This is a genomic window from Streptomyces sp. NPDC002784 (genome assembly GCF_053592135.1).
On the sequence record NZ_JBSFVD010000012.1, the window covers coordinates 144,018 to 168,978 of the forward strand.

The 24,961-nt window shown below is 72.9% G+C and carries 25 protein-coding genes and 2 pseudogenes; 11 read left to right on the plus strand and 16 right to left on the minus strand.

Features of this window, described 5'->3' with window-relative positions; all coding sequences use genetic code 11:
- Positions 1 to 1,164, minus strand: coding sequence for a DUF5685 family protein (locus tag ACWD1Z_RS21795; RefSeq protein WP_451120907.1), 1,164 nt, complete (start codon positions 1,162 to 1,164; stop codon positions 1 to 3).
- 314 nt (positions 1,165 to 1,478) lie between these two features.
- Between ACWD1Z_RS21795 and ACWD1Z_RS21800 the strand changes: the two genes are divergently transcribed.
- Positions 1,479 to 1,916 carry a cell division protein SepF gene (locus ACWD1Z_RS21800; protein WP_451120909.1) on the plus strand — a complete coding sequence of 146 codons (438 nt, stop codon included), beginning with the start codon at positions 1,479 to 1,481 and terminating at the stop codon, positions 1,914 to 1,916.
- 35 nt (positions 1,917 to 1,951) lie between these two features.
- Here ACWD1Z_RS21800 and ACWD1Z_RS21805 read toward each other — a convergent pair whose 3' ends face one another.
- Together ACWD1Z_RS21805 and ACWD1Z_RS21810 are read right to left on the minus strand one after the other, a co-directional pair.
- A complete protein-coding gene (locus ACWD1Z_RS21805) occupies positions 1,952 to 3,130 on the minus strand; it encodes an acyl-CoA dehydrogenase family protein (protein WP_451120911.1) in 1,179 nt (392 codons plus the stop codon).
- 89 nt (positions 3,131 to 3,219) lie between these two features.
- Complete coding sequence (locus tag ACWD1Z_RS21810) at positions 3,220 to 4,815, minus strand: MFS transporter (RefSeq protein ID WP_451120913.1); 1,596 nt, start codon at positions 4,813 to 4,815, stop codon at positions 3,220 to 3,222.
- A 408-nt stretch (positions 4,816 to 5,223) separates the two neighbouring features.
- Here ACWD1Z_RS21810 and ACWD1Z_RS21815 point away from each other — a divergent pair.
- A pseudogene (locus ACWD1Z_RS21815) lies at positions 5,224 to 5,838 on the plus strand (hypothetical protein); the annotation flags it as partial.
- A gap of 220 nt (positions 5,839 to 6,058) precedes the next feature.
- The gene (locus tag ACWD1Z_RS21820) at positions 6,059 to 7,063 is read left to right on the plus strand and encodes a phosphatase PAP2 family protein (RefSeq protein ID WP_451120915.1); all 1,005 of its coding nucleotides are present in this window, start codon (positions 6,059 to 6,061) and stop codon (positions 7,061 to 7,063) included.
- Between the two features lie 92 nt (positions 7,064 to 7,155).
- Here the strand turns inward: ACWD1Z_RS21820 and ACWD1Z_RS21825 are convergent, their stop codons facing one another.
- The 4 genes from ACWD1Z_RS21825 to ACWD1Z_RS21840 form a co-directional block, all read right to left on the minus strand.
- On the minus strand, positions 7,156 to 7,371 hold the full coding sequence (locus ACWD1Z_RS21825) for an I78 family peptidase inhibitor (protein ID WP_451120917.1): 216 nt from the start codon (positions 7,369 to 7,371) through the stop codon (positions 7,156 to 7,158).
- Positions 7,372 to 7,627: 256 nt separating this feature from the next.
- The gene (locus tag ACWD1Z_RS21830; protein WP_451120919.1) at positions 7,628 to 8,653 is read right to left on the minus strand and encodes a helix-turn-helix transcriptional regulator; all 1,026 of its coding nucleotides are present in this window, start codon (positions 8,651 to 8,653) and stop codon (positions 7,628 to 7,630) included.
- Positions 8,654 to 8,757: 104 nt separating this feature from the next.
- Positions 8,758 to 10,050 (minus strand): ABC transporter substrate-binding protein, encoded by a 1,293-nt coding sequence (locus ACWD1Z_RS21835; protein ID WP_451120921.1) that lies wholly within the window; start codon positions 10,048 to 10,050, stop codon positions 8,758 to 8,760.
- Positions 10,019 to 10,570, minus strand: a complete 552-nt coding sequence (locus ACWD1Z_RS21840) for a hypothetical protein (protein WP_451120923.1) — start codon at positions 10,568 to 10,570, stop codon at positions 10,019 to 10,021. The genes ACWD1Z_RS21835 and ACWD1Z_RS21840 overlap by 32 nt, the downstream gene beginning before the upstream one ends.
- A gap of 131 nt (positions 10,571 to 10,701) precedes the next feature.
- Here ACWD1Z_RS21840 and ACWD1Z_RS21845 point away from each other — a divergent pair, with 131 nt between their 5' ends.
- From ACWD1Z_RS21845 to ACWD1Z_RS21855, 3 genes are read left to right on the plus strand one after another with little or no spacing between them, the layout of a single operon-like run.
- Positions 10,702 to 11,178, plus strand: a complete 477-nt coding sequence (locus ACWD1Z_RS21845; RefSeq protein WP_451120924.1) for a hypothetical protein — start codon at positions 10,702 to 10,704, stop codon at positions 11,176 to 11,178.
- Positions 11,178 to 13,817: an ABC transporter permease subunit gene (locus ACWD1Z_RS21850; RefSeq protein ID WP_451120926.1), complete on the plus strand. Its 2,640-nt coding sequence runs from the start codon at positions 11,178 to 11,180 to the stop codon at positions 13,815 to 13,817. The genes ACWD1Z_RS21845 and ACWD1Z_RS21850 overlap by 1 nt, the downstream gene beginning before the upstream one ends.
- Positions 13,814 to 14,503 (plus strand): ATP-binding cassette domain-containing protein, encoded by a 690-nt coding sequence (locus ACWD1Z_RS21855; protein ID WP_451120928.1) that lies wholly within the window; start codon positions 13,814 to 13,816, stop codon positions 14,501 to 14,503. The genes ACWD1Z_RS21850 and ACWD1Z_RS21855 overlap by 4 nt, the downstream gene beginning before the upstream one ends.
- Here ACWD1Z_RS21855 and ACWD1Z_RS21860 read toward each other — a convergent pair.
- On the minus strand, positions 14,466 to 15,032 hold the full coding sequence (locus tag ACWD1Z_RS21860) for a transglycosylase family protein (RefSeq protein WP_451120929.1): 567 nt from the start codon (positions 15,030 to 15,032) through the stop codon (positions 14,466 to 14,468). The two genes, ACWD1Z_RS21855 and ACWD1Z_RS21860, sit on opposite strands and share 38 nt — an antisense overlap.
- Before the next feature lie 394 nt (positions 15,033 to 15,426).
- Here ACWD1Z_RS21860 and ACWD1Z_RS21865 point away from each other — a divergent pair, with 394 nt between their 5' ends.
- Both ACWD1Z_RS21865 and ACWD1Z_RS21870 read left to right on the plus strand, forming a co-directional pair.
- A complete protein-coding gene (locus ACWD1Z_RS21865) occupies positions 15,427 to 16,209 on the plus strand; it encodes a hypothetical protein (protein ID WP_451120931.1) in 783 nt (260 codons plus the stop codon).
- A gap of 61 nt (positions 16,210 to 16,270) precedes the next feature.
- Complete coding sequence (locus ACWD1Z_RS21870) at positions 16,271 to 16,588, plus strand: hypothetical protein (RefSeq protein WP_451120933.1); 318 nt, start codon at positions 16,271 to 16,273, stop codon at positions 16,586 to 16,588.
- A gap of 51 nt (positions 16,589 to 16,639) precedes the next feature.
- Here the strand turns inward: ACWD1Z_RS21870 and der are convergent, their stop codons facing one another.
- From der to aroH, 5 genes are all read right to left on the minus strand, one after another.
- A complete protein-coding gene (gene der, locus ACWD1Z_RS21875; protein WP_451120935.1) occupies positions 16,640 to 18,115 on the minus strand; it encodes a ribosome biogenesis GTPase Der in 1,476 nt (491 codons plus the stop codon).
- A 58-nt stretch (positions 18,116 to 18,173) separates the two neighbouring features.
- Entirely contained in the window at positions 18,174 to 18,776 is a 603-nt protein-coding gene (locus tag ACWD1Z_RS21880) for a lysophospholipid acyltransferase family protein (RefSeq protein WP_451121001.1), read from the minus strand.
- A 53-nt stretch (positions 18,777 to 18,829) separates the two neighbouring features.
- Positions 18,830 to 19,516 (minus strand): (d)CMP kinase, encoded by a 687-nt coding sequence (cmk, locus tag ACWD1Z_RS21885; protein WP_451120937.1) that lies wholly within the window; start codon positions 19,514 to 19,516, stop codon positions 18,830 to 18,832.
- Positions 19,517 to 19,616: 100 nt separating this feature from the next.
- Positions 19,617 to 20,702 carry a prephenate dehydrogenase gene (locus ACWD1Z_RS21890; RefSeq protein ID WP_451120939.1) on the minus strand — a complete coding sequence of 362 codons (1,086 nt, stop codon included), beginning with the start codon at positions 20,700 to 20,702 and terminating at the stop codon, positions 19,617 to 19,619.
- Positions 20,699 to 21,061 (minus strand): chorismate mutase, encoded by a 363-nt coding sequence (gene aroH, locus ACWD1Z_RS21895; RefSeq protein WP_451120941.1) that lies wholly within the window; start codon positions 21,059 to 21,061, stop codon positions 20,699 to 20,701. Before aroH ends, ACWD1Z_RS21890 begins: the two co-directional genes overlap by 4 nt.
- A 114-nt stretch (positions 21,062 to 21,175) precedes the next feature.
- On the opposite strand from aroH, the pseudogene ACWD1Z_RS21900 reads away from it, so the two are divergent.
- From ACWD1Z_RS21900 to ACWD1Z_RS21910, 3 genes and pseudogenes are all read left to right on the plus strand, one after another.
- A pseudogene (locus ACWD1Z_RS21900) lies at positions 21,176 to 21,241 on the plus strand (DUF6529 family protein); the annotation flags it as partial.
- A gap of 51 nt (positions 21,242 to 21,292) precedes the next feature.
- A complete protein-coding gene (locus ACWD1Z_RS21905) occupies positions 21,293 to 21,745 on the plus strand; it encodes a Rieske (2Fe-2S) protein (protein WP_451121003.1) in 453 nt (150 codons plus the stop codon).
- 22 nt (positions 21,746 to 21,767) lie between these two features.
- A complete protein-coding gene (locus ACWD1Z_RS21910; protein ID WP_451120942.1) occupies positions 21,768 to 22,511 on the plus strand; it encodes a nucleotidyltransferase domain-containing protein in 744 nt (247 codons plus the stop codon).
- Here the strand turns inward: ACWD1Z_RS21910 and ACWD1Z_RS21915 are convergent.
- Genes ACWD1Z_RS21915 through ACWD1Z_RS21925 form a run of 3 tightly spaced genes read right to left on the minus strand, consistent with a single transcriptional unit; the run spans position 22,437 to position 24,913 of the window.
- Positions 22,437 to 23,189: a nucleotidyltransferase domain-containing protein gene (locus ACWD1Z_RS21915; protein ID WP_451120944.1), complete on the minus strand. Its 753-nt coding sequence runs from the start codon at positions 23,187 to 23,189 to the stop codon at positions 22,437 to 22,439. The two genes, ACWD1Z_RS21910 and ACWD1Z_RS21915, sit on opposite strands and share 75 nt — an antisense overlap.
- Positions 23,190 to 23,192: 3 nt before the next feature.
- Complete coding sequence (locus tag ACWD1Z_RS21920; protein ID WP_451120946.1) at positions 23,193 to 24,200, minus strand: ADP-ribosylglycohydrolase family protein; 1,008 nt, start codon at positions 24,198 to 24,200, stop codon at positions 23,193 to 23,195.
- Entirely contained in the window at positions 24,197 to 24,913 is a 717-nt protein-coding gene (locus ACWD1Z_RS21925) for an NUDIX hydrolase (protein WP_451120947.1), read from the minus strand. Before ACWD1Z_RS21925 ends, ACWD1Z_RS21920 begins: the two co-directional genes overlap by 4 nt.
- Positions 24,914 to 24,961: the final 48 nt, after the last annotated feature.

Genomic DNA, 24,961 nt, shown 5'->3' on the forward strand with positions numbered 1-24,961 from the left:
TCAGCAGTTGCACCCACAATCGCAGCCGTCGCAGCCGCAGCTGTCACAGCAGTTCCCGCAACAGTCGCAGCAGCTGCAGCAGTCGCCGCACCCGCTGCAATCGCAACTTGTACAGAGCCCTTCCCGGCGCTGCCGCGACCAGGGATCCTCGAACTCCCCGCAACACATCTGACAGGTACAAGCCAATCCGGCCCATACAGCGCACCCCGCGAGCAGTCCCCGGCGATCCCGCCGGGGCGGCTCCGGGGGCAGCGGCGGGCCGCCCGGCCCTCCGGGCGGCGCGTACGGCCCCGCCATGTGCGAGCACGACGCGCCGCCGAACGCCCGGTCCACCGACCGCCGCAGCTCGTGCACCAGCAGCAGGTGCGCCAGCTTCGGATCGGTGAAGGACACCTCGCGCAGCGCCAGCCGGATCCCGTGCAGCGCGTCATCGGCCAGCCGCCGGGCCTCCGCCAGGGACGTCCCCGTGGCGGTCAGCGGATTCCACGCCCCCGACGCCGCGTCGGCCTCCCTGTCCTCCACGGCGTCCAGCAGATGCGCCAGCCGTCCGAACAGCCGCCCCGCCTCGGCGAGCGGCTCGGCGTTGAGCGGACGCCCCGCCAGCACCGCCGTATGCGCGAAGGCCGCCGCCGTCGCCGTCTCGGTCGGCTCGGTCACCACCAGCAGCGAGGTCCCCGGCCCCGCCAGCGCCTCGATCCCGACCTGCCGGTCCACCGCGTCGACCAGCAGCCCGGTGTCGAACCCCACGGCGAGGCCACCGCGCGCCCCCGCGGCGCCCCAGCTCGAAGCGACGCGGCGCGCGGCCACCGCCACCGGCTTGCGCGCCAGCAGGCCGTCCCCGTCGGCGAGATGGTCGCGCACCTTCGCGGAGGCCAGCACCAGCGACACCGCCGCCGCCAGCCGCGCCCCCTCCCCGCGCGCGACGGACGCGGTCCGCATCCCGCGCAGCGGACACGGCCCGGCCGTACGCCGCAGCCCTTCGTCCGCGCCGGCCTGAGCCTCCGTCAGAACGGAGATCAGCAGGCCGTCATAGTTCGTCACCACCCGTGCGAACTGTCCGTGGTCCCCGCGCAACGCCAGGCAGAGACCGCACAGATGAGCCATCCACTGACCGGCGAGACGCTCCCCGAGCCGATGGCGGCAGGGCCTGACTATTCCGAACACGACGCTCCCCCGTGGTTCGTACGACATTGAGCCGCCGCATCGTATCGGCCACCTCCATGGCCGCTTTCACACCCTCCCGCTTCACCCGTACGCCCCGCGTCTCACCCATACGCCGCGAAGAATCATATTTCACTCACAGTCAGCAGCCATGCGTGGCAGGCCCCTTGGCACGCCTGGGCTCTCGACGTATGCGCTGTGCACCAGTACCGTCACAAACCCCCCGCGCGGCGTCTATTCACTTGGCGCGCCGTCCGCATCATGGATGACCATAGGGATGCGGAAAGCAAGCAAGACCGCTGTGAGAGGAGGCGTCCATGGGATCGGTGCGCAAGGCGAGTGCCTGGCTGGGCCTCGTTGACGACAACGATGACGAGCGTTACTACGACGACGACTACTCTGAGGGGACCGATTCCGGGGATGCCTGGGTCACCGACCCGAGGGTCAAGGTGGCGGCCGACGTCGCCGAGGAGAAGGGCCGCCGGATCGGCACGGTCACCCCGGACAGCTTCCGGGACGCCCGGGCCATCGGCGAGCTGTTCCGGGACGGCGTCCCGGTCATCATGAACCTCACGGCCATGGAGGCCGCCGACGCCAAGCGCGTCGTGGACTTCGCGGCCGGCCTGATCTTCGGTCTGCGCGGTTCCATCGAGCGCGTCTCCACCCGGGTGTTCCTGCTGACCCCGGCCGACACGGAGATCATCAACGGTGAGCCGGCCGCCCACCGGACGGACGGCTTCTTCAACCAGAGCTGAGGCAGGGCCGATCGCCGGCCCTGCCCCTTCGGGGTTCACCGGAAGGCATCGAGCCCGGTGAGCGCCTTGCCCAGCACGAGCTGGTGCATCTCGACGGTGCCCTCGTAGGTGAGCACCGATTCGAGGTTCGTCGCGTGCCGCATGATCGGGTACTCCAGCGAGATCCCGTTGGCACCGAGGATCGTCCGCGCCGTACGGCAGATGTCGATGGCCTCCCGGACGTTGTTGAGCTTGCCGAAGCTGACCTGCTCGGGACGCAGGCGGCCGGCGTCCATGCGCCGCCCCAGATGGTGGGCGAGCAGAATCCCCTTGTGCAGTTCGACCGCCATGTCGGCGAGTTTGGCCTGGGTGAGCTGGAAGCCACCGATGGGCCGCCCGAACTGCTCCCGCGACTTCGCGTACTCGATCGCGGTCTCGAAACAGGAGCGGGCCGCGCCCATGGAACCCCAGACAATGCCGTAGCGCGCGTGCGAGAGGCAACTGAGCGGTCCGCGCAGGCCGGTGACCTCGGGAAGGACCGCGTCGGCGGGCAGCCGCACCTCGTCCAGCACCAGCTCGCTGGTCACCGAGGCGCGCAGGGACAGCTTGTGCTTGATCACGGGGGCCGAGAAGCCGGGGCTGTCGGCCGGCACGACGAAACCGCGGATGCCGTCCTCGGTCTGCGCCCAGACGACGGCGACCCCGGCGACGGATCCGTTGGTGATCCACATCTTGCGGCCCGTCAGGACCCAGTCGCCGCCGTCGCGTTTGGCGTACGTCCGCATGGAGGCGGGGTCGGAGCCGTGGTCCGGCTCGGTGAGCCCGAAGCAGCCGATGACCTCGCCGGAGGCCATCCGGGGCAGCCAGTTCTGCTTCTGCTCCTCGCTGCCGTAGCGGTGGATGGCGTACATGGCGAGGGAGCCCTGCACCGAGACCAGGGACCGGATGCCGGAGTCGGCGGCCTCCAGCTCCAGACAGGCGAGCCCGTACTGGACGGCGGAGGCGCCCGCGCAGCCGTAGCCGCTCAGCGACATCCCGAGGGCGCCGATGGAGCCGAGTTCACGGGCCAGTTCACGGATGCCGGGCAGTTCGCCGGTCTCGTACCACTCGGCCACGTACGGCAGGACACGGTCGGCGGCCCAGCGGCGTACGGTGTCGCGGACCGCGAGGTCCTCGGGCTGGAGGAGGTCGTCGATCCCCAGCGGATCGGCGGGATCGAACGGGGGCAACGGCATGGGAGACCCTCCGGCAGCTCAAAACTAGCAGCGCTAGTCACGGGTTGAAGGCCGACGTTACGACGCAGTCTTCCACCCCGTCCAGGGGGTCAGGCCGTGACCCGGGACTCCGCGACCTCGCGCGGTGCCGGCACCTCCACCGCGGCCGCCGGCTCGCAGCTCATCGCGCGCGGCAGCCTCAGCGCCATCACCGCGCCGAGCAGCAGCAGCCCGGCACTGACCAGCAGCGTCACATGCAGCCCGTGGACGAAGCAGTTGCGCGCCGCCTCACGCAGGGTCTCCCCGGCGGCGCCGCCCAGCTGCCCGGCCACCTCGTAGGCCTCGCCCAGCGAATGACTCGCGGACGCGGACGCCGAGGCGGGCACGCCGGGCACGGAGGACAGACCGGGCGCGTACGCCGCGTTCATCACGGTGCCCAGCAGCGCGATGCCGATGCCCGCGCCCAGCTGGTAGGAGGTCTCGCCGATCGCCGCCGCGCCGCCCGCCTGCTCCGGCGGTGCCTCGCTCAGCATCGACTCGTACGCCCCGAACAGCGTGGTCTCCAGACCGAAGCCCAGCAGGACGAACCCGGACAGCATCAGCGCGGGATCGTCCGTGCCGCCCATCGCCGTCAGCAGCACCACCGCGAACGCCGTCAGACAGAACCCCGAGCACACCATCCGCCGCGGCCCGAACCGGCGCAGCATCCGCGCTCCGGCGAGCCCCGCGCCCATCGCCGCGAAGGTCAGCGGCAGCAGCCGCAGCCCGGTCTCCAGCGGCGACAGGCCGAGCACCAGCTGCAGATACTGCGCCGCGATCAGCTCCAGGCCGACCAGCGCGAGCATCGCCAGCACGATGCAGCCCACCGAGGTGCTGAACGCGGGGCGGGCGAACATCCGCAGGTCCACCAGGGGATGCGCGCGGCGCCGCTGGCGTCGGACGAACAGGACCAGCAGGGCGGCGCCCACCAGCAGGGGCAGCACGCCGGCGCCGTCGAAGTCGCCGCCGCCGAGCCGCTTGACGCCGAGGACGACCCCGAAGAGGCCGGCCGCCGCCATCAGCGCGCCGATCACGTCCCAGGGACCGCGGCCGTCGCCCTTGGACTCGGGCAGCAGCAGCCGGCCCACCGGCAGGCTGACCAGCATCAGGGGGATGTTGACGAGGAAGACCGAGCCCCACCAGAAGTGCTCCAGCAGGAAGCCGCCGAGCAGCGGTCCGACCGCCGCGCCGACCGCGGCGACCGCGCTCCAGATGCCGATGGCGAGCGCGCGCTCACGCCGGTCGGGGAAGACCTGGCGGAGGATCGAGAGGGTGGCCGGCATGATCATCGCGCCGCCGACCCCGAGCAGCGCCCGCGCCGCGATCAGCACCTGGGCGGTGTCGGCGAGGGCGGCCAGCGCGGAGGCGACGCCGAACAGGGCGTATCCGAGGAGCAGGATCCGTCTGCGGCCCACGCGGTCGCCCAGCGTGCCGAAGAGGATCAGCAGCGAGGCGCAGACGAGGGGGTAGACGTCGACGATCCAGAGCAGTTCTATACCGCCGGGCCTGAGGTCCTCGGTGACGGCGGGCACCGCCACGTGCAGCACGGTGGCGTCGACGGCGACCAGCAGCAGGCTGGCGCAGAGGACCACGAGGACGACCCAGCGGTTGGCACCGGCCCCGGCCGCCCGACGGCGCAGCGCAGCGGCCGTGGTCGTCCCGGACATGTACGTACCTCCCAGATGTTCCCTCGCGTTCGGCGGGCTCACGGGGTGGGGACTCCCCGTGACTCGGCCGGAGAGGAGCGGTGGTCTCCGGCCCGCGCAACGAAGCGAGTGACTCGTCAGAGTACGCGAGTCCGTGCCGGTGCCTAGTGGTGGAGCTCTCAGACTCCGGACGGAACACGTGTGGCGTACGCCACTCACTTCACCCGCCGAGCAGGCCCGTCGGCACGCCCCGGCGGGCCGCCCCGTGCGCCTCCCTCAGATGATCGAGCCCGTGACCGATCTTTCTGCGCGCGTGCGACGCGCGGCGCCGGCCCTCCTGGGATACGCCACCGTGCGCGCCCTGGGCCTGCTCGCCCTGGCCCTGTGGCTACGAGGTGCGGCTGCCCAACGGCGACGTGCACTCGAACCTACGCGGTGCTGACGGGCCGCTGGGTGACCGCCGGCACCCTGGCCCTGCTGGCCGGCCTGACCCGTCCGGTCGGGCTCGCCGTCGTGGCGGCGGTGTGGGCGGCCGGGATTGCCTCGTTCGTGCGGGAGCGAAGCGCGGCGCCCGCCGACCGCGCGCACGGCTCCGGGCACGCCCCCTCACCCACCGGCGGCCCTCCCCCACCGGGCGCGTCCGTCACCCGGCGCGCCCTGGGCATGCTCCTCGCGCCCCTGGGAGCCGCCGGTTACGTCCTGTGGGTCGGCCACCACACCGGCAAGGGCCAGCTCGGCTATCTCGAGGTCCAGGCCGGCTGGCGCGCCGGCTTCGACGGCGGCTACGCTTCGCCCGTTTCGTCGCGGACAAGTTGACGTCGTTCCCGTCGGCCCTCGCCGGGCCGGCCCTGCTCGTCGTCTGTGCGCGTCGAGCTACTTCGGCTCCAAACCGCGTTTGCTGCTGCCCGCCTTCCCGCTGCTCCTGCCCCTCGCCGTGGCCTGGCCCGGCTGCGCATACGCCGGTCGGCCACGATCCTGGCGCTGACCGCGGTGGCCTCGGCGGGCTACGGGGTGTTCTGGCTGAACGGCTCGGGTCCGCCGTGATGATCGGCAGGAGAATTCCGGGCCGGCTTCCGGTGAACGAATTCGTACGCCCCATAAAACGGTGCTCTGGAATGATCAAAGGAATTGAAGGGCGCGGCGGCCGCTGATTGCGAAGTCGTAGGAAATAAGCCCCTCTTTGAGATGAATCCCACATCACATCGTCATCACAAACCGGCGGTATCGACGGGGTTGAGAGCTCACTCGCTGTAACGTCGATTGGGTGCGTACCGAACGAAACCTCACCCGCCTGGACCGGGTGTTCGCGAGGCTGGACCGCGAGCCGGAACGGCCGGCCCACATCGATGTGCCGAGGATGAGCCGGCACAGGGTCGCCCTTTTCGCGGCGACCCTGGCCTTCTACGGGGCCATCGTGTGGGCCGTGGTGATCACCTCGTGGCTGGTCCGGCTCGACTGGCAGGTCATGTTCTTCCGGCCCTACCAGCAGTGGTCGGAGATCCACGCATTCGTCGACTACTACGTGGTCCTCGGCCAGCGCGGCCCCACCGCCGTGATGATCGCGGCCTGGCTGGGCTGGCGTTCCTGGCGGCAGCACACCCTGCGGCCGCTGCTCGCGCTCGCCACCTCGTTGCTGCTGCTGAACGTCACCGTCGGCGCCGCCAAGCTCGGCATGGGCCGTCTCGGACCGCACTACGCGACCACCGTGGGCTCCAACGAGATGTGGCTGGGCGGCGATATATTCCCCAGCGGCCACACCGCCAACGCCGTGGTGACCTGGGGAATCCTGGCGTATCTGGCCTCCACCCCGGCGGCCCGCCGGTGGCTGTCCGCCCTGTCGGCGGTGACCTCGCTGGGCGTCGGCCTGTCCACGGTGTATCTCGGTACGCACTGGCTGAGCGATGTGCTCCTCGGCTGGGCCGCGGGCCTGCTGATCCTGCTGGCGCTGCCCTGGTTCGAGCCGCTGATCGCCCGCGCCGAATCGGTGATCTTCGATCTGCGCGACCGGCTGCGGGCCCGCCGCGCCGGCACGGCAGCCGTGCCGGCCGCTCCGGTCGAGGTCCCGGTGCGGGTCAAGCCGCGCGACTCGGCGCAGGACGTCTCCCCCACGGCCCGTTCGCCGCGGGCGCCGGCCCATCTGGCGCCGGGGCCGCACACGGCCCGCTCGGAGCGCACTCCGGTCACCCCGGCCGGCAGCCGCAGACCACCGCAGACCGACCGCGTCACACGCGGTACGACGTCGGCGGCCCGCCCCCTCACGGGCGGCTAGCCGCAGCAGGACAGCGGGGCCCGGTACGCACAGCCACCCCGCGGCGACGGCCCCGGTTCCCCTTCGCGAGGAGCCGGGGCCGTCGCGCTGCGTCAGCCCTTCCAGGCCCGGGTCACCAGGCCGTCCCGCACCTCGAAGTTCAGCCGTCCCACGCGGTACTCCATGGTGATGATCGCGCCCGGCGGCAGCGACCGTACGGTCGTCCAGCCCCGTTCGCGGGCGAGTTGCTCGGCTCGGTCGGCGCCCAGGCCGAGGTAGCCGTCCGGCTGGTCCTGGGGTTCGGCGGGGGGTGTCGGTATCGGTGCCATGCCGCCACGCTAGGCCCTGTGCGGCGGCCGGGGCCAGAGCGGCGCCCACGCCCTGTCACTCATCCCTCTCCGGTCACGCTTCTGTCACAGGATCACGACACGCGTTTCAGCCGGGCTCACTCACACGTACGAGCGGTCGCCCACGTCTTACACAGGAATTCGAACGCAATTCCCGCGTGTCCCGAAGGCGTCCCCTGTACCGGGCGGAAAGGACCGAGGGAAATTCCCTCCGGACTCCTTTTGTCCTCGCGTCACTTCACCACTCCGCGCCGGATCCGCTCGGCGTCCCCGGCGTTCGATCCGCCCGCTCCCAGGTACGCGGCACTCGCTCCAGAGCCCGGGAAAGCCGGTCCCGGGCGGTCCTGATCGCGTCCGTGAGCTCGACGGGCTCCAGCACCTCGAACTCGAAGCCCAGCAGCATCACATGGATCACCATCACATCCAGGCTCGCCGCTCCGGTGCGCAGCAGACAGCTGCGCGGGCCCTCCGGTTCCAGCACGCCGGCGGAGGGCGAGATGTGCTCGGTGGCCTCCCGCAGGGGCACCAGCAGCCGGACGAGGGCGTGGGTGGCGTACGCGCGCGTGGAGACGCCCTGGGAGACATAGGCGGCGAGGTCGTCGGCGGGCGGGCGGCGCGGGGTGAAGCGGGGGCCGTGCGGGGGCTTGGGCGTGATGCGGTCGGCGCGGAAGATGCGCCAGTCGTCCCGGTCGAGGTCCCAGGCCACCAGGTACCAGCGGCGCTCGGTGCAGACCAGGCGGTGCGGTTCGGCTCTGCGGCGGGTGAGCGTGCCGTCGTGGCCCCGGTACTCGAAGCGCAGCCGCTCGGCGTCCCGGCACAGATGGGCCAGTTCGGTGAGGAGGCCGGGGTCGACGGGGGAGGGCTGGCCGCGCAGCATCGGCACGGTGAAGGCGTTGAGGGCGCTGATCCTGTGGCGCAGCCGGTTCGGCAGGACCTGCTCCAGCTTGGTGAGGGCCCGCACCGAGGTCTCCCCGATGCCCTCGATGCCCTGTCCCGCGGCCGTGCGCAGCCCCACCGCGACGGCGACCGCCTCGTCGTCGTCCAGGAGCAGCGGCGGCAGCTCGGCGCCCGCGCCCAGCTGGTACCCGCCGCCGGTGCCCGGGCTGGCGTTGACCGGGTAGCCGAGCTCGCGCAGCCGCTCCACGTCCCGCCGGACCGTGCGGGGGGTCACCCCGAGACGGTCGGCGAGTTGCGCGCCGGACCAGTCCCGGTGGGCCTGGAGGAGCGAGAGCAGGCGCAGCAGTCGTGCCGAGGTGTCCAACATGGCGCCGAGTCTGCCAGCGCAACCGGACAGTAACGGTCCGCAATGCTCAACTCGCGGATACAACTGGGCAACTGGCTGTCACACCGGCCCCGGGCGCCCCTCGTTCAGGGCGAGTAGGACAACTGCGGAACCTCGAAGCACGTGCGGTCCATGTCCCCCTGGGAGACCCAGCCCCGGTCGTCCGTCCAGCGCGCCACCGACAGACACGTCCGGCGGGTCGCGGGCGGCTCGGCCAGCCGCTCGAAGCGGACGGGGAGCAGCAGACCGCCGGCGGTCCAGCCCTGGCTGCGGCTCATCCAGCCGTCGACGCACGCGCGCGTGACGCCCGTCCTCGCGCAGGACCGTGCGGCTTCGGTGAACCACTGCGCGGCCGCCCACCCCTCCACCTGCCACTGCGCGTGCGTCTTCAGCCCCTCGGTGGCCTCCCGGAACTCCCGTACGGCCTCGTGGCCGGTGTCCTCGAAGTTGCGGCTGGCCCCGGTCGCCCACAGGGCGTTGCGGCAGCGCGGGGCGTCCTTGTAGTCGTCCGCCACGGTGGAGGTCCAGTTCTGTACGTTCGTCACCTTGGCGGTGAGCTCGACGCCGGCGTCGTCCAGGGCCGCGCACAGCCGGGCGTTGCCGTGGCTGTCGATGGCGTCGAAGACGAGGTCGGCGCCCCTCTCCTTCAGATCGGCCGCGACGGCGCGGAAGTTGGGCAGCGCGAAGTCGACCTGCTCGGTGACCACCTCGTAGCCCTCGGCCCGCAGACCCCGCTCGACGAGCCGGGCGTAGGAGGCGGACGCGGCCTGGTTGTAGGAGACGACGGCGGCGGTACGGGCGCCGTGCTCGCGCTTGAAGTAGCGGTAGACCTCGGTGCCGCCGTAGAGCTCGCCGTCCCAGCCGGCCGTGCCGTCGCGCGGCGCCAGGCTGCCGTAGATGCCGTACAGGTGCGGCCAGGTGTCGTAGGCGGCGCCGATGGGCTGGCCGCCGATGTCGGGCACGCGCGCGCGGGAGACGCGGGAGGCGCCCGCGTAGTCGAGGACCGTGGTGGCGACCAGGGCGACCACCCGGTCCTCGTCGATCAGCCGGTGCACGCACTCGTTGTTGCCGACGCCGCTGCCCCCGTCGTCGCACAGGCGCACCTCGACCGGGCGGCCGTCGATGCCCCCGCGCGCGTTGAGCCGCTCGAAGTACGCCTTCGCCCCGTCGCGCGGGCCGGTGAAGGCGTCGCCGCCGACCGGGCTGGTGGCGCTGGTGATCACGCCGACCCGGATCGGGGCGGTGTCCCGCGCGGGAGTCGCGCGCCCGCGGTCCTCGAAGTCGCTCTCCGGAAGCCGGCTGCCGCAGGCCGCGCTCAGGACGAGCAGCAGCACCGCGACAACGGCCTCAGCAGCCCGGGACCGGCGAGGCCGGGCCATTGCCGCTCAGTTGCACCAGCGCGCACAGCGTCTTGGCGGACACCTTCCAGGTGCCGTCCTGCTCCACGGCCGTCCCCGCGGCGTCCGGCAGGGCGGTGGCGCCGTTCAGGGTGAGCGTGTACGTCACGTCCGCCTCGGTCGGCGAGGTGAAGGCGACCTCGCTGACCCGCGCCCCGACCTGTCCGCCGCGCTCGTCGCCGCTGAACGCCCGGAGCACCGGGGCCATCCGGTCGCCGTTCTCCAGGACGGTCTCCTTGTCCTCCAGGGAGGTGCCGGGGTCGAAGAACTTCTGCCAGTTCCGCTCGATCTCCTGCTCGGCCGCCCCGGCGTCGGCGGGCGCGGTCGCCGCGGGGGCGCTCGTCGTCCGCTCGGCCGAGGGGGCGGGCGGGGTGGCGTCCGAGCCGCCTCCCTCGTCGTCGCCGCAGGCCGCGAGGGCCGGGGCGAGGAAGAGAAGCAGGGCGGCCGCCAGTGCCGTACCGCGTCGTGTGTTCCGCCGACTGAGGTCGCTCCCGAGAACCATCTGGCTCACCACCGGGTGTCGGTCCGGGCCGTGCACGCCCGGTTCTTTCAGGGTCAGCTGACAGAAGGCATAGTGCAAGCCATCGGCTGGCATGGACAGACACATGACGTGTGAAGCCTGAGGAGCCACAGATGCGGACAGCCCGACTGCGGACCGTGCATCCCCTCCTGTGGGCCGGCTGGGCCGCTCTCGCCGCGGGCGCGGTGCTCTGTGTACTCGGCTGGTACGGCGTCTCGGGCGAGCGGTTCGCCGAGCGGCAACTGCCCTATCTCGCCTCCTGCACGGTCCCCGGCGCCGCGCTGATCGTCGCCGCGGCGGTGCTGCTCACCCAGGGCCGCAACGCGCTCGCCGCCGCGCGCGTGGAGGAGCTGTACGGCCTGCTCGTGGCCGCCGGAGCGCCGGACGCCGAGGCGTCGGGGTCCTCGCCGGCCGCGCCCCTCGCGGTCAGCGGGGACCGGCTGATGGTGCCGGGCGGCACGCTGTTCCACCGCGCGGACTGCCCGCTGGTGAGCGGGAAGGCGGAGGCGGTGCCGGTGGACGCGAAGCTGGTCGGCAGCGGCGACCTGGGGCCCTGCCCGATCTGTGAGCCCGCCGCGGCGGACGACTGATGTCGTCCCTGACGTACGACCTCACCCTGGCCGGCCTGTCGGTCGGCAGCGCCGCCGCCCTCACCGGGATCGGTCTGGTCGTGACCTACCGCGCGACCGGGGTGCTCAACTTCGCGCACGGTGCCGTCGCCATGGTGTGCGCCTATGTGCTGCGGCAGCTCGTGGTGGAGTGGGGCTGGCCCCTGTGGGCGGGGGCCGCGGTGACCCTGCTGGTGCTGGCGCCCGCGATCGGGATGGCGCTGGAACGGTTCGTCTTCCGTCCGCTGTCCGTCCTCGGCGGTGATCCGGCGCAGACCCTGGTGGCGTCGATCGGGGTGTTCGTGCTGCTGGTGGGCGGGGCGGCGCTGCTGTGGGGGCAGGGGGCGCGGGAGGACGCCCCGGAGCTGCTGGTGGCGGCGGACCCCTGGGGACAGCTGGCGGTGGTCCTCGTGCTGGCGGCGGCGGTCGGTGCGGTCATCCGGTGGACCCGGTTCGGGCGGGAGCTGCGCGCGGTCGTGGACGACCGGCGACTCGCCGTGCTGGGCGGGATCGACGCGGACCGGGTGGCCGCGGCGGGCTGGGCGTTCGGCTCGTTCACCGCGGGCCTGACCGGCGTGCTGCTGGCCCCTTACGTCCGTCTGGACCCGTACGGACTGCCGCTGCTGGTGATGGAGGTCGTGGCGGTGGCGGTGGCCGCCCGGATGCGGAGCCTGCCGGTCGCGGTGGTGACGGCGCTCGGCATCGGGGTGGCGCAGAGCCAGTTGACGCGGCTGCATCCGCGGGGCTGGGGAGAGCCGCTGCTGCAGGCGGTGGGCGCGAACCTGTTCGTGGTGGCGCTGCTGATCGCGGCGCTGGCCCTCCCCCGTGTCGGCACCCGCGACGCCCTGCCCCGCACGGCCACCGCGCGCGTGCCGACGCCGCCGGGCGCCTGGATCGTGGCGTGGGTGCTGTTCCTGCTTCCGCTGGGCTTCGCGGGCTCGGACCTGCACACCTCGGTCCAGGTGCCGGCGCTGGCCGTGGTGCTGCTCTCCCTGGTGGTGGTCACCGGCCGCGGCGGCCAGATCTCCCTGGGCCAGGCGGCCTACGCGGGCCTGGGCGCCCTCTTCACGGCCCTGCTGGCGGCGGGCCGGTTCCCGGGCCTGCCCCGCCTGCCCGAACTGGCGGCGCTGGCGCTGGCGGTGCTCCTGGTGGCCCCCCTGGGGCTGCTGACCGGCTGGCCCGCGATCAGCCGCAGGGGCCTGGCGCTGGCGCTGGCGACGTTCGCGGTGGGTGTCGGGGTGAGCCGCTTCGTCTTCGCGCAGCCGTACGCGACCTCGGGCCTGGCGCTCGGCCGCCCGGCGGGCTTCGACGACGACCGCGCCTACTACGTCCTGGAGTTGGCCCTGCTGGGCGCGGCCCTGCTGGCGGCCCGCGCGCTGCGCACGGGCCGTACCGGGCGGGCCCTCGCGGCCATGCGCGACCACGAGCCGGGCGCGTCGGCCTCCGGAGTCCGCGTCCCGGCCCTGAAACTCGCGGCCTTCGTCTCGGGCGCGGCGCTGGCCGCCCTGGGCGGCGGCATGCTCGGCATGGGGCTGCGGGCCTTCGACCCCGCCGCCTTCGACCCGGTCCGGGGCCTGCTCTGGTTCGCCGCGGTGGTGGTCCTGGGCGCCGACAGCACCCTGGGCGCGCTGGCCGCGGCGGCCCTGCTGGTGGGCCTGGACGCCGGGGCCCGGGGCGGGGTGGCGGCGGCCCTGATCGGCGTACTGGCGGTCCTGGTGGGCCGCTTCCCGGGCGGCCCGTACGAGGCGCTGCGCAGCGCGGCGACCCGGCTGCGGCCGGCCGGACGGGCGAGCCTGACGGAGCGGGGCGGGGCGGTACGCCGGCACCTGCGGGCGACCGCCACCGGCCCCCCGCCGGTCGAACCCACGCCGCCGGCCGTGGCCGCCGGCTCCCCCGGGCCCTCCCGGCAGCCACCCACCTCCGACAGGCCCATCCTCAGCGCTCACGCCCTCCGGGCCGGTTACGGCGGCTTCCGAGCCCTCGACGGCGTGGACCTCCAGGTGGCCCCCGCGCGGATCACCGCGATCGTCGGCCCGAACGGCGCCGGAAAGAGCACCCTCTTCCACTGCCTCGCGGGCACTCTCCTCCCCGCCCACGGCCGGATCCGCTGCGGCGACCGGGACATCACCCGGCTCCCCGCCCACACCCGCGCCCGCCTCGGCATCGCCCGCACCTTCCAGCAGCTGGCCGTCTTCCCCACCCTCACCGTGGCCGAGAACATCCGCGTCGGCGCGGAGCAGGGCCGCGTCAGCGACCCGGCGGCCGTGGAGCGGGCCCTGCGCCTGCTGGGCCTCGACTCCGTACGGGACGCCCCCGCCGCCGGCCTGCCCACCGGCACCCTCCGCCGGGTCGAGCTGGCCCGAGCCCTGGCCGGGAGCCCTCGCGTCCTGCTCCTGGACGAACCCGCGGCGGGCCTGGACACCGCGGAGGTCGCCGCCCTGGCCCGCCTCCTCAAGGCGCTCGCCGCCGACGGCACCGCCCTGCTCGTGGTGGAGCACGACCTGGACCTGGTGGCCGACCTCGCGGACGTCGTGCACGTCATGACGGCCGGCCGCATCGTCGCTTCGGGCCCCCCGGCCCACGTCCTCGACGCACTGGACGCCCGGGAGACCCCCGTATGACCCTCTCCCTGCGCCACGCGCGCGTGCGCTACGGCCCGCTGGAAGCCCTGCACGGCATCACCCTCGCCGCGCCCGCCCCGGGCCTGACCGTGCTCCTCGGCCGCAACGGATCGGGCCGTACGACCGCCCTGCGCGCCCTGGCCGGGATCGTCCCGCTGTCCGGGGGCGCGGTGGTGTGGGACGGCGTGGACGTGACCCGCGTACCGGCGTACGAGCGGGCCCGCCGGGGCCTGTGCCTGGTCCCGGACCGGCAGGCGGTCTTCGGCTCGCTCACCGTCCGCGAGAACCTCGAACTCGCCGCCCCCGCCCTCGACGCCGCCCTGGCCGCCTACCCGCCCCTGGAGGCGCTGCTCCCCCGCCGGGCGGGCACCCTCTCCGGCGGCGAGCAGCGCATGCTGGCCCTCGCCCGGGCCCTGCTGGCCCGCCCGCGCGTGCTGCTCGTGGACGAACCGGCGCAGGGCATGGCGCCCGCGGTGGCGGCCCGGACGTACGGACTGCTCGCCGGGCTGGACGCGTGCGTGGTCCTCGCCGAGCAGCGGCTGCCGCCCGTGCCGCGCGACCGGCCGACGCTGGTGTACGAACTGCGCCGCGGCGCGGTGGTGTTCAGCGGTGAGGCGACTGAGCCGCGGCATCCGCCCGGGACGGGCCTCAGAGCGCGGCGGAGCGGGTCGCGCTCTGCGGAATGACCAGCAGCATGTCCGGCCGCAGCCGGTCCGGGGAGGGGCCGACGGTCTTCTTGTTGGCCTTGTAGAGGGCCGGCCAGCCGCCCTTGATGCCGTAGGTGCGAGCGACCGACGAGAGCGTGTCGCCGGGTTTCACCGTGTGCATCCGGCCCTTCAGCCCGTACCGCTTCGAGCACACGGGCCAGGCCTTCCAGCCCTGGACGGCGAGCACCTTCTGGGCGACCGTGATCTGCTGCTGCCGCGTGGCGAGATCCGCGCGCGGGGCGTACTTCAGGCCGCCGAACGCCTTCCACGTGGGCTGCCAGAACTGGAGTCCGCCGTAGAAGCCGTTGCCGGTGTTGATGTGCCAGCGTCCGCTGCTCTCGCACTCGGCGATACAGCCCCAGGGCCACTGGTCCTTGGCGCAGGCGTAGGGCGGGAGCGGGGCCGCCGGTGCGGAGACCGTCGGAGGCGGTGCCGCGTGGGCGGCGCCGGGGGCGAGGAGGGGCAGCAGGGCGGTCGCGAGGGCGAGCGTGATCGGCGTGCGGATCATCGGCCCACGCTAAGCAGCGCCACGCGCGGCGCCGCCCCGGCGCGTCGGTGCGCCCCGGGGGCCCCACCCGGTCGGCGGACCGGCGGGCGGGGAGGAAGTCGCCCTTCGGCGACCCATTTCATTCGCCGATTTCATGATTTGTCGACCTGTCACCTCACCGATCTGTCGCTCACCTCGCGGCACCAACTGCCCTGACGGAGCGCGCACTTGACCACGAATGCCCGATTCCGCCCCCAGGTGACCGAGCCCCTTGCCTGGTTCGATTCCGTTCGCCCTGATGCGTGACTCCCGCCGCAGATCACCCGTTGTCATCTTCATGAGCCCGGGGCCCACCCGGTTCACGGGCCGGGAGCCACCCGGCCGCGCCACGCACCACATCCCGAGGGAGCCACCCGTGCCGCGCATGCTCGACGTCAGCGACGAGGTACGCGCCGAGATCGGCGACGAAGAAGCCGACCGGCTGCTCGCCGGAGAGAACGCCCCCGGCAGTTACGACTGCACGTCCTGCCGCACCCCGGGCGACTCCGAACAGGAGCGCACCAGCACCGTCCTGTTCATCGGGGACGAGACCGCCGTCCTCGCCTTCGCCCACGCCACCTGCCTGCCCTCGCAGGTCGTCCAGGTCACCGAGGAGCAGCTCAAGGGGGCCGTGCGGTCCATCACCGGCGACCAGGTCGACCTGGAGCCGGAGAAGGTCGTACCCGAGCAGGCGGTGCTCGGGGTGACCAGCGGACTCATCCTGATCGCCGGGGAGTTGCACCCGGCGCTGGTCGTGGAGCCGACCGGGCCCATCGTCCGGCCCGGGTCCACCGCCCTCGGCGACGACTTCCTGCCGCTGCTCATCGAGCAGGGGTTCATGCCGCTGACGGCCATCGACTCGGTGCCGCCGGTGCTGCACGGCTGGTCGGTGCTGCTCGCCATGGGGCAGCTGCACGCGGTGCTCCAGCCGGGCACCAACGGCGGCCAGTCGGTGGCCTGGTGGCAGGCGCACCAGCCGCTCCAGGTCACCGAGGGATGGCGGACCGCGGCCAACAAGCACCAGCAGGTGCTGATGTTCGCGGCCCCGGTGGGGACCATCGGGCGGCAGCCGCGGGAGGACCTGCTGCGGGACGCGCTGGACAAGGCCGCGGCCAACGGCAAGCTGGTCGCTTCCGCGCTGCCCCTCGCCGGGACCTGAGCGCCCCCGAAGGCCCGCGCCCCGGCCGCATCCCTTGCTGTGCCCGGTCGTTTGGACATACGTGCACGCATACGATGTTTCGCCATCGGCCACGCCGATCTACGACGCGCTCTACGCCGAGTACGTCAAGTCCTTCCGGACGCTGCCGGGTGACCGCAGCGGCGAGGAGGAGCTGGGGTTCACCGCCTTCGGGAGCATCCCGCACAGTACGGGCTCGTACGGCGGTCACCGGTCGGGGTCCTTCTCCAGTTCGTACAGCGCCTACAGCGCGGGCGCGCACAGTGCCCGGCAGTCGCAGTGGCAGCGGGTCGGACACATCGGGCCGCAGGGGACGGGAACGCATCCGGCCCTGCAGCCCGTTCCACGCAGAAGCATCTGAACGACGAAGAGGGCGGCCCCTTCCCGGGCCGCCCTCTTCGTCGTCGTACGCCTACTTCTTCTTGCCGCGCTTCTCGCGGACCCGGACCGAGATGTGGATCGGGGTGCCCTCGAATCCGAACTCCTCGCGCAGCCGGCGCTCGATGAAGCGCCGGTAGCCCGCCTCGATGAAGCCGGAGGCGAAGAGCACGAACCGCGGCGGCTTGGTGCCGGCCTGGGTGCCGAAGAGGATGCGCGGCTGCTTGCCGCCCCGGATCGGGTGCGGGTGGGCGGCGACCAGCTCACCGAGGAAGGCGTTGAGGCGGCCGGTCGGGACCCGGGTCTCCCAGCCCGCGAGGGCCGTCTCGATCGCCGGGACCAGCTTCTCCATGTGCCGGCCGGTGCGCGCGGAGACGTTCACCCGCGGCGCCCACACCACCTGGCCGAGCTCGGTCTCGATCTCCCGCTCCAGGTAGTAGCGGCGCTCCTCGTCGAGGGTGTCCCACTTGTTGAAGGCCAGGACCACCGCGCGTCCGGCCTCGACGGCCATCGTCACGATGCGCTGGTCCTGCACCGAGATGTTCTCGGAGGCGTCGATCAGAATGACCGCCACCTCGGCCTTCTCGACGGCGGCGGCGGTGCGCAGCGAGGCGTAGTAGTCGGCGCCCTGCTGGAGGTGGACGCGCTTGCGGATACCGGCCGTGTCGACGAACTTCCAGGTGACACCGCCGAGTTCGATCAGCTCGTCGACCGGGTCCCGGGTGGTGCCCGCCAGCTCGTCGACGACGACGCGCTCCTCGCCCGCCACCTTGTTCAGCAGCGAGGACTTGCCGACGTTCGGGCGGCCGATCAGGGCGATGCGGCGGGGGCCGCCGACCGCGGTGCCGAAGGTCTGCTCCGGGGCGTCCGGCAGCACCTCCAGCACGGCGTCCAGCATGTCGCCGGTGCCGCGGCCGTGCAGCGCCGAGACCGGGTGCGGCTCGCCGAGCCCGAGGGCCCACAGGTACGAGGCGTCCGCCTCGCCGCTCGGGCCGTCCACCTTGTTGGCGCACAGCACCACGGGCTTGCCGGCCTTGCGCAGCAGTCGTACGACCGCCTCGTCGGTGTCGGTGGCGCCGACCTTGGCGTCGACGACGAAGACGACGGCGTCGGCGGCCTCGATGGCGTACTCGGCCTGGGCGGCGACGGAGGCGTCGATGCCGAGGACGTCCTGCTCCCAGCCGCCGGTGTCGACGACCTTGAAGCGGCGGCCCGCCCATTCGGCCTCGTAGGTGACCCGGTCACGGGTGACGCCGGGCTTGTCCTCGACGACGGCCTCGCGGCGCCCGATGATGCGGTTGACGAGGGTCGACTTGCCGACATTGGGGCGGCCGACGACGGCGAGCACGGGCAGCGGGCCGTGGCCCGCCGCTTCGAGGGCGCCCTCGACGTCCTCCAGGTCGAAGCCCTCTTCCGCGGCGAGCTCCATGAACTCCGCGTACTCGGCGTCGCCAAGTGCTCCGTGGTCGTGCGCCTCGCCCGAGCCCTCGGAGGGGATCTGGTCGTTCATGAAGTCCGTACCTCGTTCAGTGTGGTGATCGGTGGAACCCCCCGTTTCGGGTGATCCACTACTCAAGTGTCGACTGGCGGCCGGTGAGCCGCCTGGCGTTTTCCAGGTGCTCGGTCAGCTGCTTCTGGATGCGCACGGTCGCCTCGTCCAGCGCCGTGCGGGTGCGCCGTCCGCTGCCGTCGCCCGCCTCGAAGGGGTCGCCGAAGACGACGTCGACGCGGGAGCGCAACGCGGGCAGCGCCTTGATCAACCGTCCGGGCCGCTCGGCGCTTCCCAGTACGGCGACCGGGACGATCGGGGCGCCGCTGCGCACCGCGAAGTACGCGAGCCCGGCCCGCAGAGCGGCGAAGTCGCCCTCGCCGCGGGTGCCCTCGGGGAAGATCCCGAGCACGCCGCCGGACGCCAGCACGTCCAGCGCCTGGGTGATGGCCGTACGGTCGGCGGTCGAGCGGTCCACCTTCAGCTGGCCGACGGCCCGCATGAAGGGATCGAGCGGGCCGACGAACGCTTCCTTCTTGACCAGGAAGTGCGACGGCCGGGGCGCCACGCCGATGACCATCGGGCCGTCGATGACGTGCGAATGGTTGACGGCGAGGATCACCGGGCCGGTCGCGGGGACCTTCCAGGCACCCAGGACGCGCGGCTTCCACAGCCCGTACATCAGGCCGACGCCGATGCGCCGCCCGACCTCCGCACCCCGCTCCGACGGTGCCGTCACTTCCCGGCCCGCTTCTCCTCGACGAGGGTCACGACGCACTCGATGACCTGCGCGAGGGTGAGCTCGGTGGTGTCCACCTCGACCGCGTCGCCGGCCTTGGCCAGCGGCGAGGTCTTGCGGCTGGAGTCGGCCGCGTCCCGCTTGATCAGGGCCTCGCGGGTGGCGTGCACGTCGGCGCCCTTGAGCTCACCGCTGCGGCGGGCGGCGCGCGCCTCCGGGGAGGCGGTGAGGAAGATCTTCAGATCGGCGTCGGGCAGCACGGTCGTACCGATGTCCCGGCCCTCGACGACGATGCCGCCCTCCGCGGACGCGGCGATCGAGCGCTGCAGCTCGGTGATCCGCGCCCGCACCTCGGGCACCGCGCTGACCGCGCTGACCTGGGAGGTGACCTCCTGGGTGCGGATCGGGGCGGCGACATCGATGCCGTCGACGGTGATCGTCGGCTTCTCCGGGTCGGTGCCCGAGACGATGTCGGGCTTCCCGGCGACGGCGGCGATGGCGTGCGGATCGTCGATGTCGATGCCGTTGGTCACCATCCACCAGGTGATCGCCCGGTACTGGGCGCCGGTGTCGAGGTAGCTCAGGCCGAGCTTGGCGGCGACGGCCTTGGAGGTGCTCGACTTACCCGTGCCGGAGGGGCCGTCGATGGCGACAATCACGGGCTGGGCGGCGCCGTTTTCCACGGGAGGACACCTTCCTGGTGCGGTGCGGAGGGGTGTAGGGGCGCGAGGGTGCCCCGCACAAGGTTACTGGGTGCGGGTCACTCGTCCGGACGCGCGCGCCTCACTGGCGGATCGCCCAGCCCCGCTCCCGCAGCGCCGCCGTCAGCACCGGCACCGCGTTCGGCTCCACCATCAGCTGGACCAGACCGGCCTGCTGACCCGTCGCGTGCTCGATGCGGACGTCCTCGATGTTGACCCCGGCCCGGCCCGCGTCGGCGAAGATGCGCGCCAGCTGGCCCGGCTGGTCGTCGATCAGGACCGCCACGGTGTCGTACACCCGCGGCGCGGACCCGTGCTTGCCCGGCACCCGGACCTGCCCGGCGTTCCCGCGGCGCAGGACGTCCTCGATACCGGCCGTGCCCTCGCGGCGCTTGGCCTCGTCGGAGGACTGCAGCGCCCGCAGCGCCTGCACCGTCTCGTCGAGGTCCGCGGAGACGTCCGCGAGGAGGTCGGCGACCGGCCCCGGGTTCGCGGACAGGATGTCGATCCACATCCGGGGATCGGAGGCCGCGATCCGCGTCACGTCCCGGATGCCCTGGCCGCACAGCCGTACGGCCGCTTCCTCGGCGTTCTCCAGCCGCGCGGCGACCATGCTGGACACCAGGTGCGGCATGTGGGAGACCAGCGCCACGGCCCGGTCGTGGGCGTCGGCGTCCATGACGACCGGCACCGCCCGGCAGTGCGAGACCAGCTCAAGGGCGAGGTTCAGGACCTCGGTGTCGGTGTCCCGGGTGGGGGTGAGCACCCAGGGGCGGCCCTCGAACAGGTCGCCGGAGGCGGCCAGCGGGCCGGACTTCTCACGGCCCGACATCGGGTGGGTGCCGATGTACGCCGACAGGTCGAGCCCCAGTGCCTGGAGCTCCCGGCGCGGACCGCCCTTGACGCTGGCCACGTCCAGGTAGCCCCGGGCCACCCCGCGCCGCATGGCGTCGGCCAGCACCCCGGCCACGTGGGCGGGCGGCGCGGCGACGATCGCGAGGTCCACCGGGCCCGTGGGCGCCTCGTCCGTGCCGGCGCCGAGCGCGGCGGCCGTGCGGGCCTGCTCGTGGTCGTGGTCGGCGAGATGGACGACGACGCCGCGGCTCACCAGGGCGAGTGCGGCGGACGTGCCGATGAGGCCGGTGCCGATGACGAGTGCGGTTCTCACTGGGCGATGTCCTTGCGCAGGGCGGCCGCGGCGCCGAGGTAGACATGGGCGACCTCGGACCGGGGCAGGTCGGACTCGATGTGCGCGAGGACGCGGACCACGCGGGGCATGGCGCCCTCGATGTCCAGCTCCTGCGCGCAGATCAGGGGCACGTCGACGATGCCGAGCTTGCGGGCGGCGGCCGCGGGGAAGTCGCTGTGCAGATCGGGGGTGGCTGTGAACCAGATGCTGATCAGGTCGTCCGTGGTCAGGCCGTTGCGTTCGAGGACGGCGGTGAGCAGGGCTCCGACCCGCTCGTCCATGTGGCCGGCCTCGTCCACGTCGAGTTGGACGGCGCCCCGGACCGCTCGTACCGCCACGGCTTGGCTCCCTTGCTGCTGTACGGATCGCTCTGTGCGCGTCCAGCCTAGTCAGCGCCCGGCGGACCGGGGCGCGACGCCCGCCCGCTGAGATGCGGTGCGGGTCCGCCGGGCTTGCGCGATTTATGGCATTCCCTCCCGGGTTGCTTCTTCTTCGGTGCTTTCAGTGCCAAGATGCTGGTCCTACCGGCCCTGCGCCCCCTGGTTCCGCCACACACTCGGAGTGACGACATGACCATCCGTCCGAACCGGCGCACCATCCTCCTCGCCACGGGCGCGGCGGCACTCGTCGCGGGCTGCGGCGACTCAGGCGACGACGACAGCGGCTCCGCCACCACCGACCGGACCGCCGGGACCACCGGGACCGCCGAGACCTCGGGCGCGCCCGAGGCGGGGGGCGAGGAGCTGACCACGACGGACGCCATCCCGGTCGGCGGCGGCAAGGTCTTCAAGGACCAGGAGGTCGTGGTGGTCCAGCCGGAGGACGGTGAGTTCAAGGCCTTCTCCGCCATCTGCACCCATCAGCGGTGCACGGTCGCCGGCGTCTCGGACGGCACGATCAACTGCTCCTGCCACGGCAGCAGGTTCAGCATCACCGACGGTGCGGTGGCCAACCCGCCGGCGACGCGGCCGCTGCCGGAGAAGAAGATCACGGTGGAGGGAAATTCGATCCGCCTGGCGTGAGGCGCCGCGTACGCTCCGGGCCATGCACCCCGAGGCCCTGGTACGCGACCACACGATCTACGCCTGCGTGATGGGTTCGCGCGCCTTCGGTCTGGCGACGGACGGCAGCGACACCGACCGGCGGGGCGTCTTCCTCGCCCCCACTCCCCTGTTCTGGCGCTTCGGCAAGCCGCCGACGCACGTCGAGGGCCCCGGCGAGGAGCGGTTCAGCTGGGAGCTGGAGCGCTTCTGCGAGCTGGCGCTGCGCGCGAACCCCAACATCCTGGAGTGTCTGCACTCCCCGCTCGTGGAGCACGCCGACGACACCGGACGCGAGCTGCTCGGCCTGCGCGCGGCGTTCCTGTCCCGCCAGGCCCACACCACCTTCGCGCGGTACGCCGTCGGCCAGCGCAAGAAGCTGGAGGCGGACGTCCGCAACCACGGCGCCCCGCGCTGGAAGCACGCGATGCATCTGCTGCGCCTGCTGATGAGCGCCCGCGATCTGCTGCGCACCGGCGAACTGCGGATCGACGTCGGTGATCAGCGCGAGCCGCTGCTCGCGGTCAAGCGGGGCGAGCCGGCCTGGCCGGAGGTGGAGGCGTGGATGACCCGGCTGGCGCAGGAGGCGGAGGCCGCTTCCCGGCGCAGTCCGCTGCCCGCCGAGCCGGACCGGCGGCGCGTGGAGGACTTCCTGGTGCGCGTCCGCCGTGCCTCAGCGCTCCAGCCGGATCCGTACGACGAGGTCGTGCAGGGCGTCGTGGACGGTCGCCGCCTCGGGCAGGGCTGAGGCGGCCTGCGCCTCGTCCAGCACGCCGTGCAGCCGTTCCACGTCGGCCGCCACGCGCGCGTGGTCCGCCTCGGCCGGCCCGTGTTCCCGCTCCGCCTTGGCCGCGATCAGCTCGGGCAGATACCCGGGCGCCTCGCTCACCTCGCCGAGCAGGGTGGGCAGATGGGCCTGCACCTCACCGGTGCGCATCAGATGGACGCCGGTGAGCAGGACCCGGAAGGTGTAGAGCAGCGGCTTGAGCTCCCCGGTCTTGGAGTGGAGCCGCCACTGGGTGTTCGCGAAGCCCCGGTAGTGATGGGCGTGGTGGCGGGTGACGGTTCCGGGGGCGAGCGCGACCAGCTCGCGGTGCGCGTCGGTGGTGTGCACGACGAGCGGGGAGAGCAGCTGTTCCAGGACATAGCCGTTGCGGCGGAGCATCAGCCGGACGAACTTGCGCAGGTCATGGGTGACCAGGTCCATCTCCACGCCGTCCCGGTCCCACATCCTGGACCGGGTCTCGTGCGGTTCGCGCAGCCCGAGCAGTTCGGCGGCGGACAGCAGGTGCACCCCGCGCAGGTCCACGTCCGAGTCGCGGGACGGGAAGCCGTACAGATGGGCGCCGGAGACGGTGGCGAAGAGCACCGGGTCGGGCTGCTCCGCGACGACGGGGGCGAGGTCGATGTCCAGGGCGTCGATCATCCGCTAAGCGTCCCAGAGCGCGCCGAGGGCGAGCAGGTCGCCCCGGTACTCGATCCGGTCCGCCCACGCGCGGGGCCATGCGTCGGCCCCGAGGTAGGCCCCCGCGAAGGCGCCCGTCAGGCAGGCGATGGAGTCCGAGTCGCCGGAGGAACAGGCGGCGCGCCGGAGCGCGGTCACCGGTTCGTCGACGAAGAGCAGGAAGCACAGCAGCCCGGTCGCCAGCGCCTCCTCGGCGATCCATCCGGCGCCGGTCGCGAGGCACGGGTCGGTCTCGGCCGACCCCGCGCGCACAGCCTCCTGGAGCCGCTCCAGCACGCCCAGGCACTCGTCCCACCCGCGCGCGATGAAGTGCTCGGGCGTCGGGTCCTGACTGCGGGTCCACAGGTCACCGAGCCAGGTGTGGTGGTAGCGGGAGCGGTTCTCGTAGGCGTACGACCGCAGCAGGCCGACCAGTCCGGTCGGCTCGGCGCCCTGGGCGAGCAGCCGTACGGCGTGCGCGGTGAGGTCGGAGGCGGCGAGCGCCGTGGGGTGGCCGTGGGTGAGCGCGGACTGCAACTGGGCCGCGCCCGCGCGCTGTTCGTCGCTCAGCCCGGGGGCGAGGCCGATCGGCGCGACGCGCATGTTGGCGCCGCAGCCCTTGGAGTGGATCTGGCTGGCGTCCTGCCAGAGGCGTCCCTCGGCCTTCAGGAGATTGCAGGCGACGAGACAGGTCCGGCCCGGCGCGCGGTTGTTCTCGGGCGACTGGTACCAGTCGACGAACTCCTCCCGCACCGGCCGCTCCAGCCGCTTGGGCGCGAGCACACCCCGGTCCATGGCCGCCCGCAGCCCCTTGCCCAGCGCCAGCGTCATCTGGGTGTCGTCCGTGACGATCGCCGGGGTCGGCAGCTCCATCTCCCGCCACGGCCCGCACTTGGCGAGGATCGACGGCACGTCGTTGAACTCTGTCGGGAAGCCCATCGCGTCCCCGAGGGCGAGGCCCAGCAGGGATCCAGTGGCGGCACGCTTCGTCATGCGGAATGTCCTTCCGGGGTGGGCCGCAGCAGCGGTGGGTGGAGTGCGGTGGCAGCACCCGCGCGGTACAGCGCGGCCGGCTTGCCGCGGCCTCCGGTGAGGCGGGAGGCACCGGGGACCGGCTCGACGAAGCCGGGTGTGGCCAGCACCTTGCGCCGGAAGTTCGGCCGGTCCAGGCCCGTGCCCCACACGGCCTCGTAGACCTGCTGGAGCTCGCCGAGGGTGAACTCGGGCGAGCAGAACGCGGTGGCCAGGCAGGTGTACTCCAGCTTGGCGCCGACGCGGTCACGGGCGTCGGCCAGGATCCGGTCGTGGTCGAAGGCGAGCGCCCCGGCCTCGTCGTACGGCATCCAGCGGGCCTGGGCCGCGTCGCTGCCGCCCTGCACCTCGGGCGCGTGGGGCAGCAGGGCGGCGAAGGCGACCGAGACGACCCGCATCCGGGGGTCGCGGTCCGGCTCGCTGTAGGTCCGCAGCTGTTCCAGGTGCAGTCCGGAGACGTCGGACAGGCCGGTCTCCTCGGCGAGTTCCCGCCGGGCCGCCGTCTCCGCGGACTCGTCCGGCTGCACGAAGCCGCCGGGCAGCGCCCATCTTCCGGCGTACGGCTCCTGGCCGCGCTCGACGAGCAGCACATGCAGGGCGCCGGCCCGGAGCGTGAGGACGGCCAGGTCGACGGTGACGGCGAACGGTTCGTAGGCGTGTTTGTCGTACTCCACGACCGCCTCCTTAATGGTCAGTACGACTATAAAGAGGCGGGCGCGAGG

Excerpts from the sequence above, each read along its gene's own strand:
- ACWD1Z_RS21840 (WP_451120923.1), bottom strand. The coding sequence starts at position 10,570 with ATGGTTCTCGGGAGCGACCTCAGTCGGCGGAACACACGACGCGGTACG.
- ACWD1Z_RS21805 (WP_451120911.1), bottom strand. The coding sequence starts at position 3,130 with ATGCCGTTGCCCCCGTTCGATCCCGCCGATCCGCTGGGGATCGACGAC.
- ACWD1Z_RS21845 (WP_451120924.1), top strand. The coding sequence starts at position 10,702 with ATGCGGACAGCCCGACTGCGGACCGTGCATCCCCTCCTGTGGGCCGGC.
- ACWD1Z_RS21860 (WP_451120929.1), bottom strand. The coding sequence starts at position 15,032 with ATGATCCGCACGCCGATCACGCTCGCCCTCGCGACCGCCCTGCTGCCC.
- ACWD1Z_RS21850 (WP_451120926.1), top strand. The coding sequence starts at position 11,178 with ATGTCGTCCCTGACGTACGACCTCACCCTGGCCGGCCTGTCGGTCGGC.
- der (WP_451120935.1), bottom strand. The coding sequence starts at position 18,115 with ATGAACGACCAGATCCCCTCCGAGGGCTCGGGCGAGGCGCACGACCAC.
- ACWD1Z_RS21800 (WP_451120909.1), top strand. The coding sequence starts at position 1,479 with ATGGGATCGGTGCGCAAGGCGAGTGCCTGGCTGGGCCTCGTTGACGAC.
- ACWD1Z_RS21905 (WP_451121003.1), top strand. The coding sequence starts at position 21,293 with ATGACCATCCGTCCGAACCGGCGCACCATCCTCCTCGCCACGGGCGCG.
- ACWD1Z_RS21810 (WP_451120913.1), bottom strand. The coding sequence starts at position 4,815 with ATGTCCGGGACGACCACGGCCGCTGCGCTGCGCCGTCGGGCGGCCGGG.
- ACWD1Z_RS21880 (WP_451121001.1), bottom strand. The coding sequence starts at position 18,776 with ATGTACGGGCTGTGGAAGCCGCGCGTCCTGGGTGCCTGGAAGGTCCCC.
- ACWD1Z_RS21915 (WP_451120944.1), bottom strand. The coding sequence starts at position 23,189 with ATGATCGACGCCCTGGACATCGACCTCGCCCCCGTCGTCGCGGAGCAG.
- ACWD1Z_RS21825 (WP_451120917.1), bottom strand. The coding sequence starts at position 7,371 with ATGGCACCGATACCGACACCCCCCGCCGAACCCCAGGACCAGCCGGAC.
- ACWD1Z_RS21835 (WP_451120921.1), bottom strand. The coding sequence starts at position 10,050 with ATGGCCCGGCCTCGCCGGTCCCGGGCTGCTGAGGCCGTTGTCGCGGTG.
- ACWD1Z_RS21830 (WP_451120919.1), bottom strand. The coding sequence starts at position 8,653 with ATGTTGGACACCTCGGCACGACTGCTGCGCCTGCTCTCGCTCCTCCAG.
- ACWD1Z_RS21855 (WP_451120928.1), top strand. The coding sequence starts at position 13,814 with ATGACCCTCTCCCTGCGCCACGCGCGCGTGCGCTACGGCCCGCTGGAA.
- ACWD1Z_RS21920 (WP_451120946.1), bottom strand. The coding sequence starts at position 24,200 with ATGACGAAGCGTGCCGCCACTGGATCCCTGCTGGGCCTCGCCCTCGGG.
- ACWD1Z_RS21910 (WP_451120942.1), top strand. The coding sequence starts at position 21,768 with ATGCACCCCGAGGCCCTGGTACGCGACCACACGATCTACGCCTGCGTG.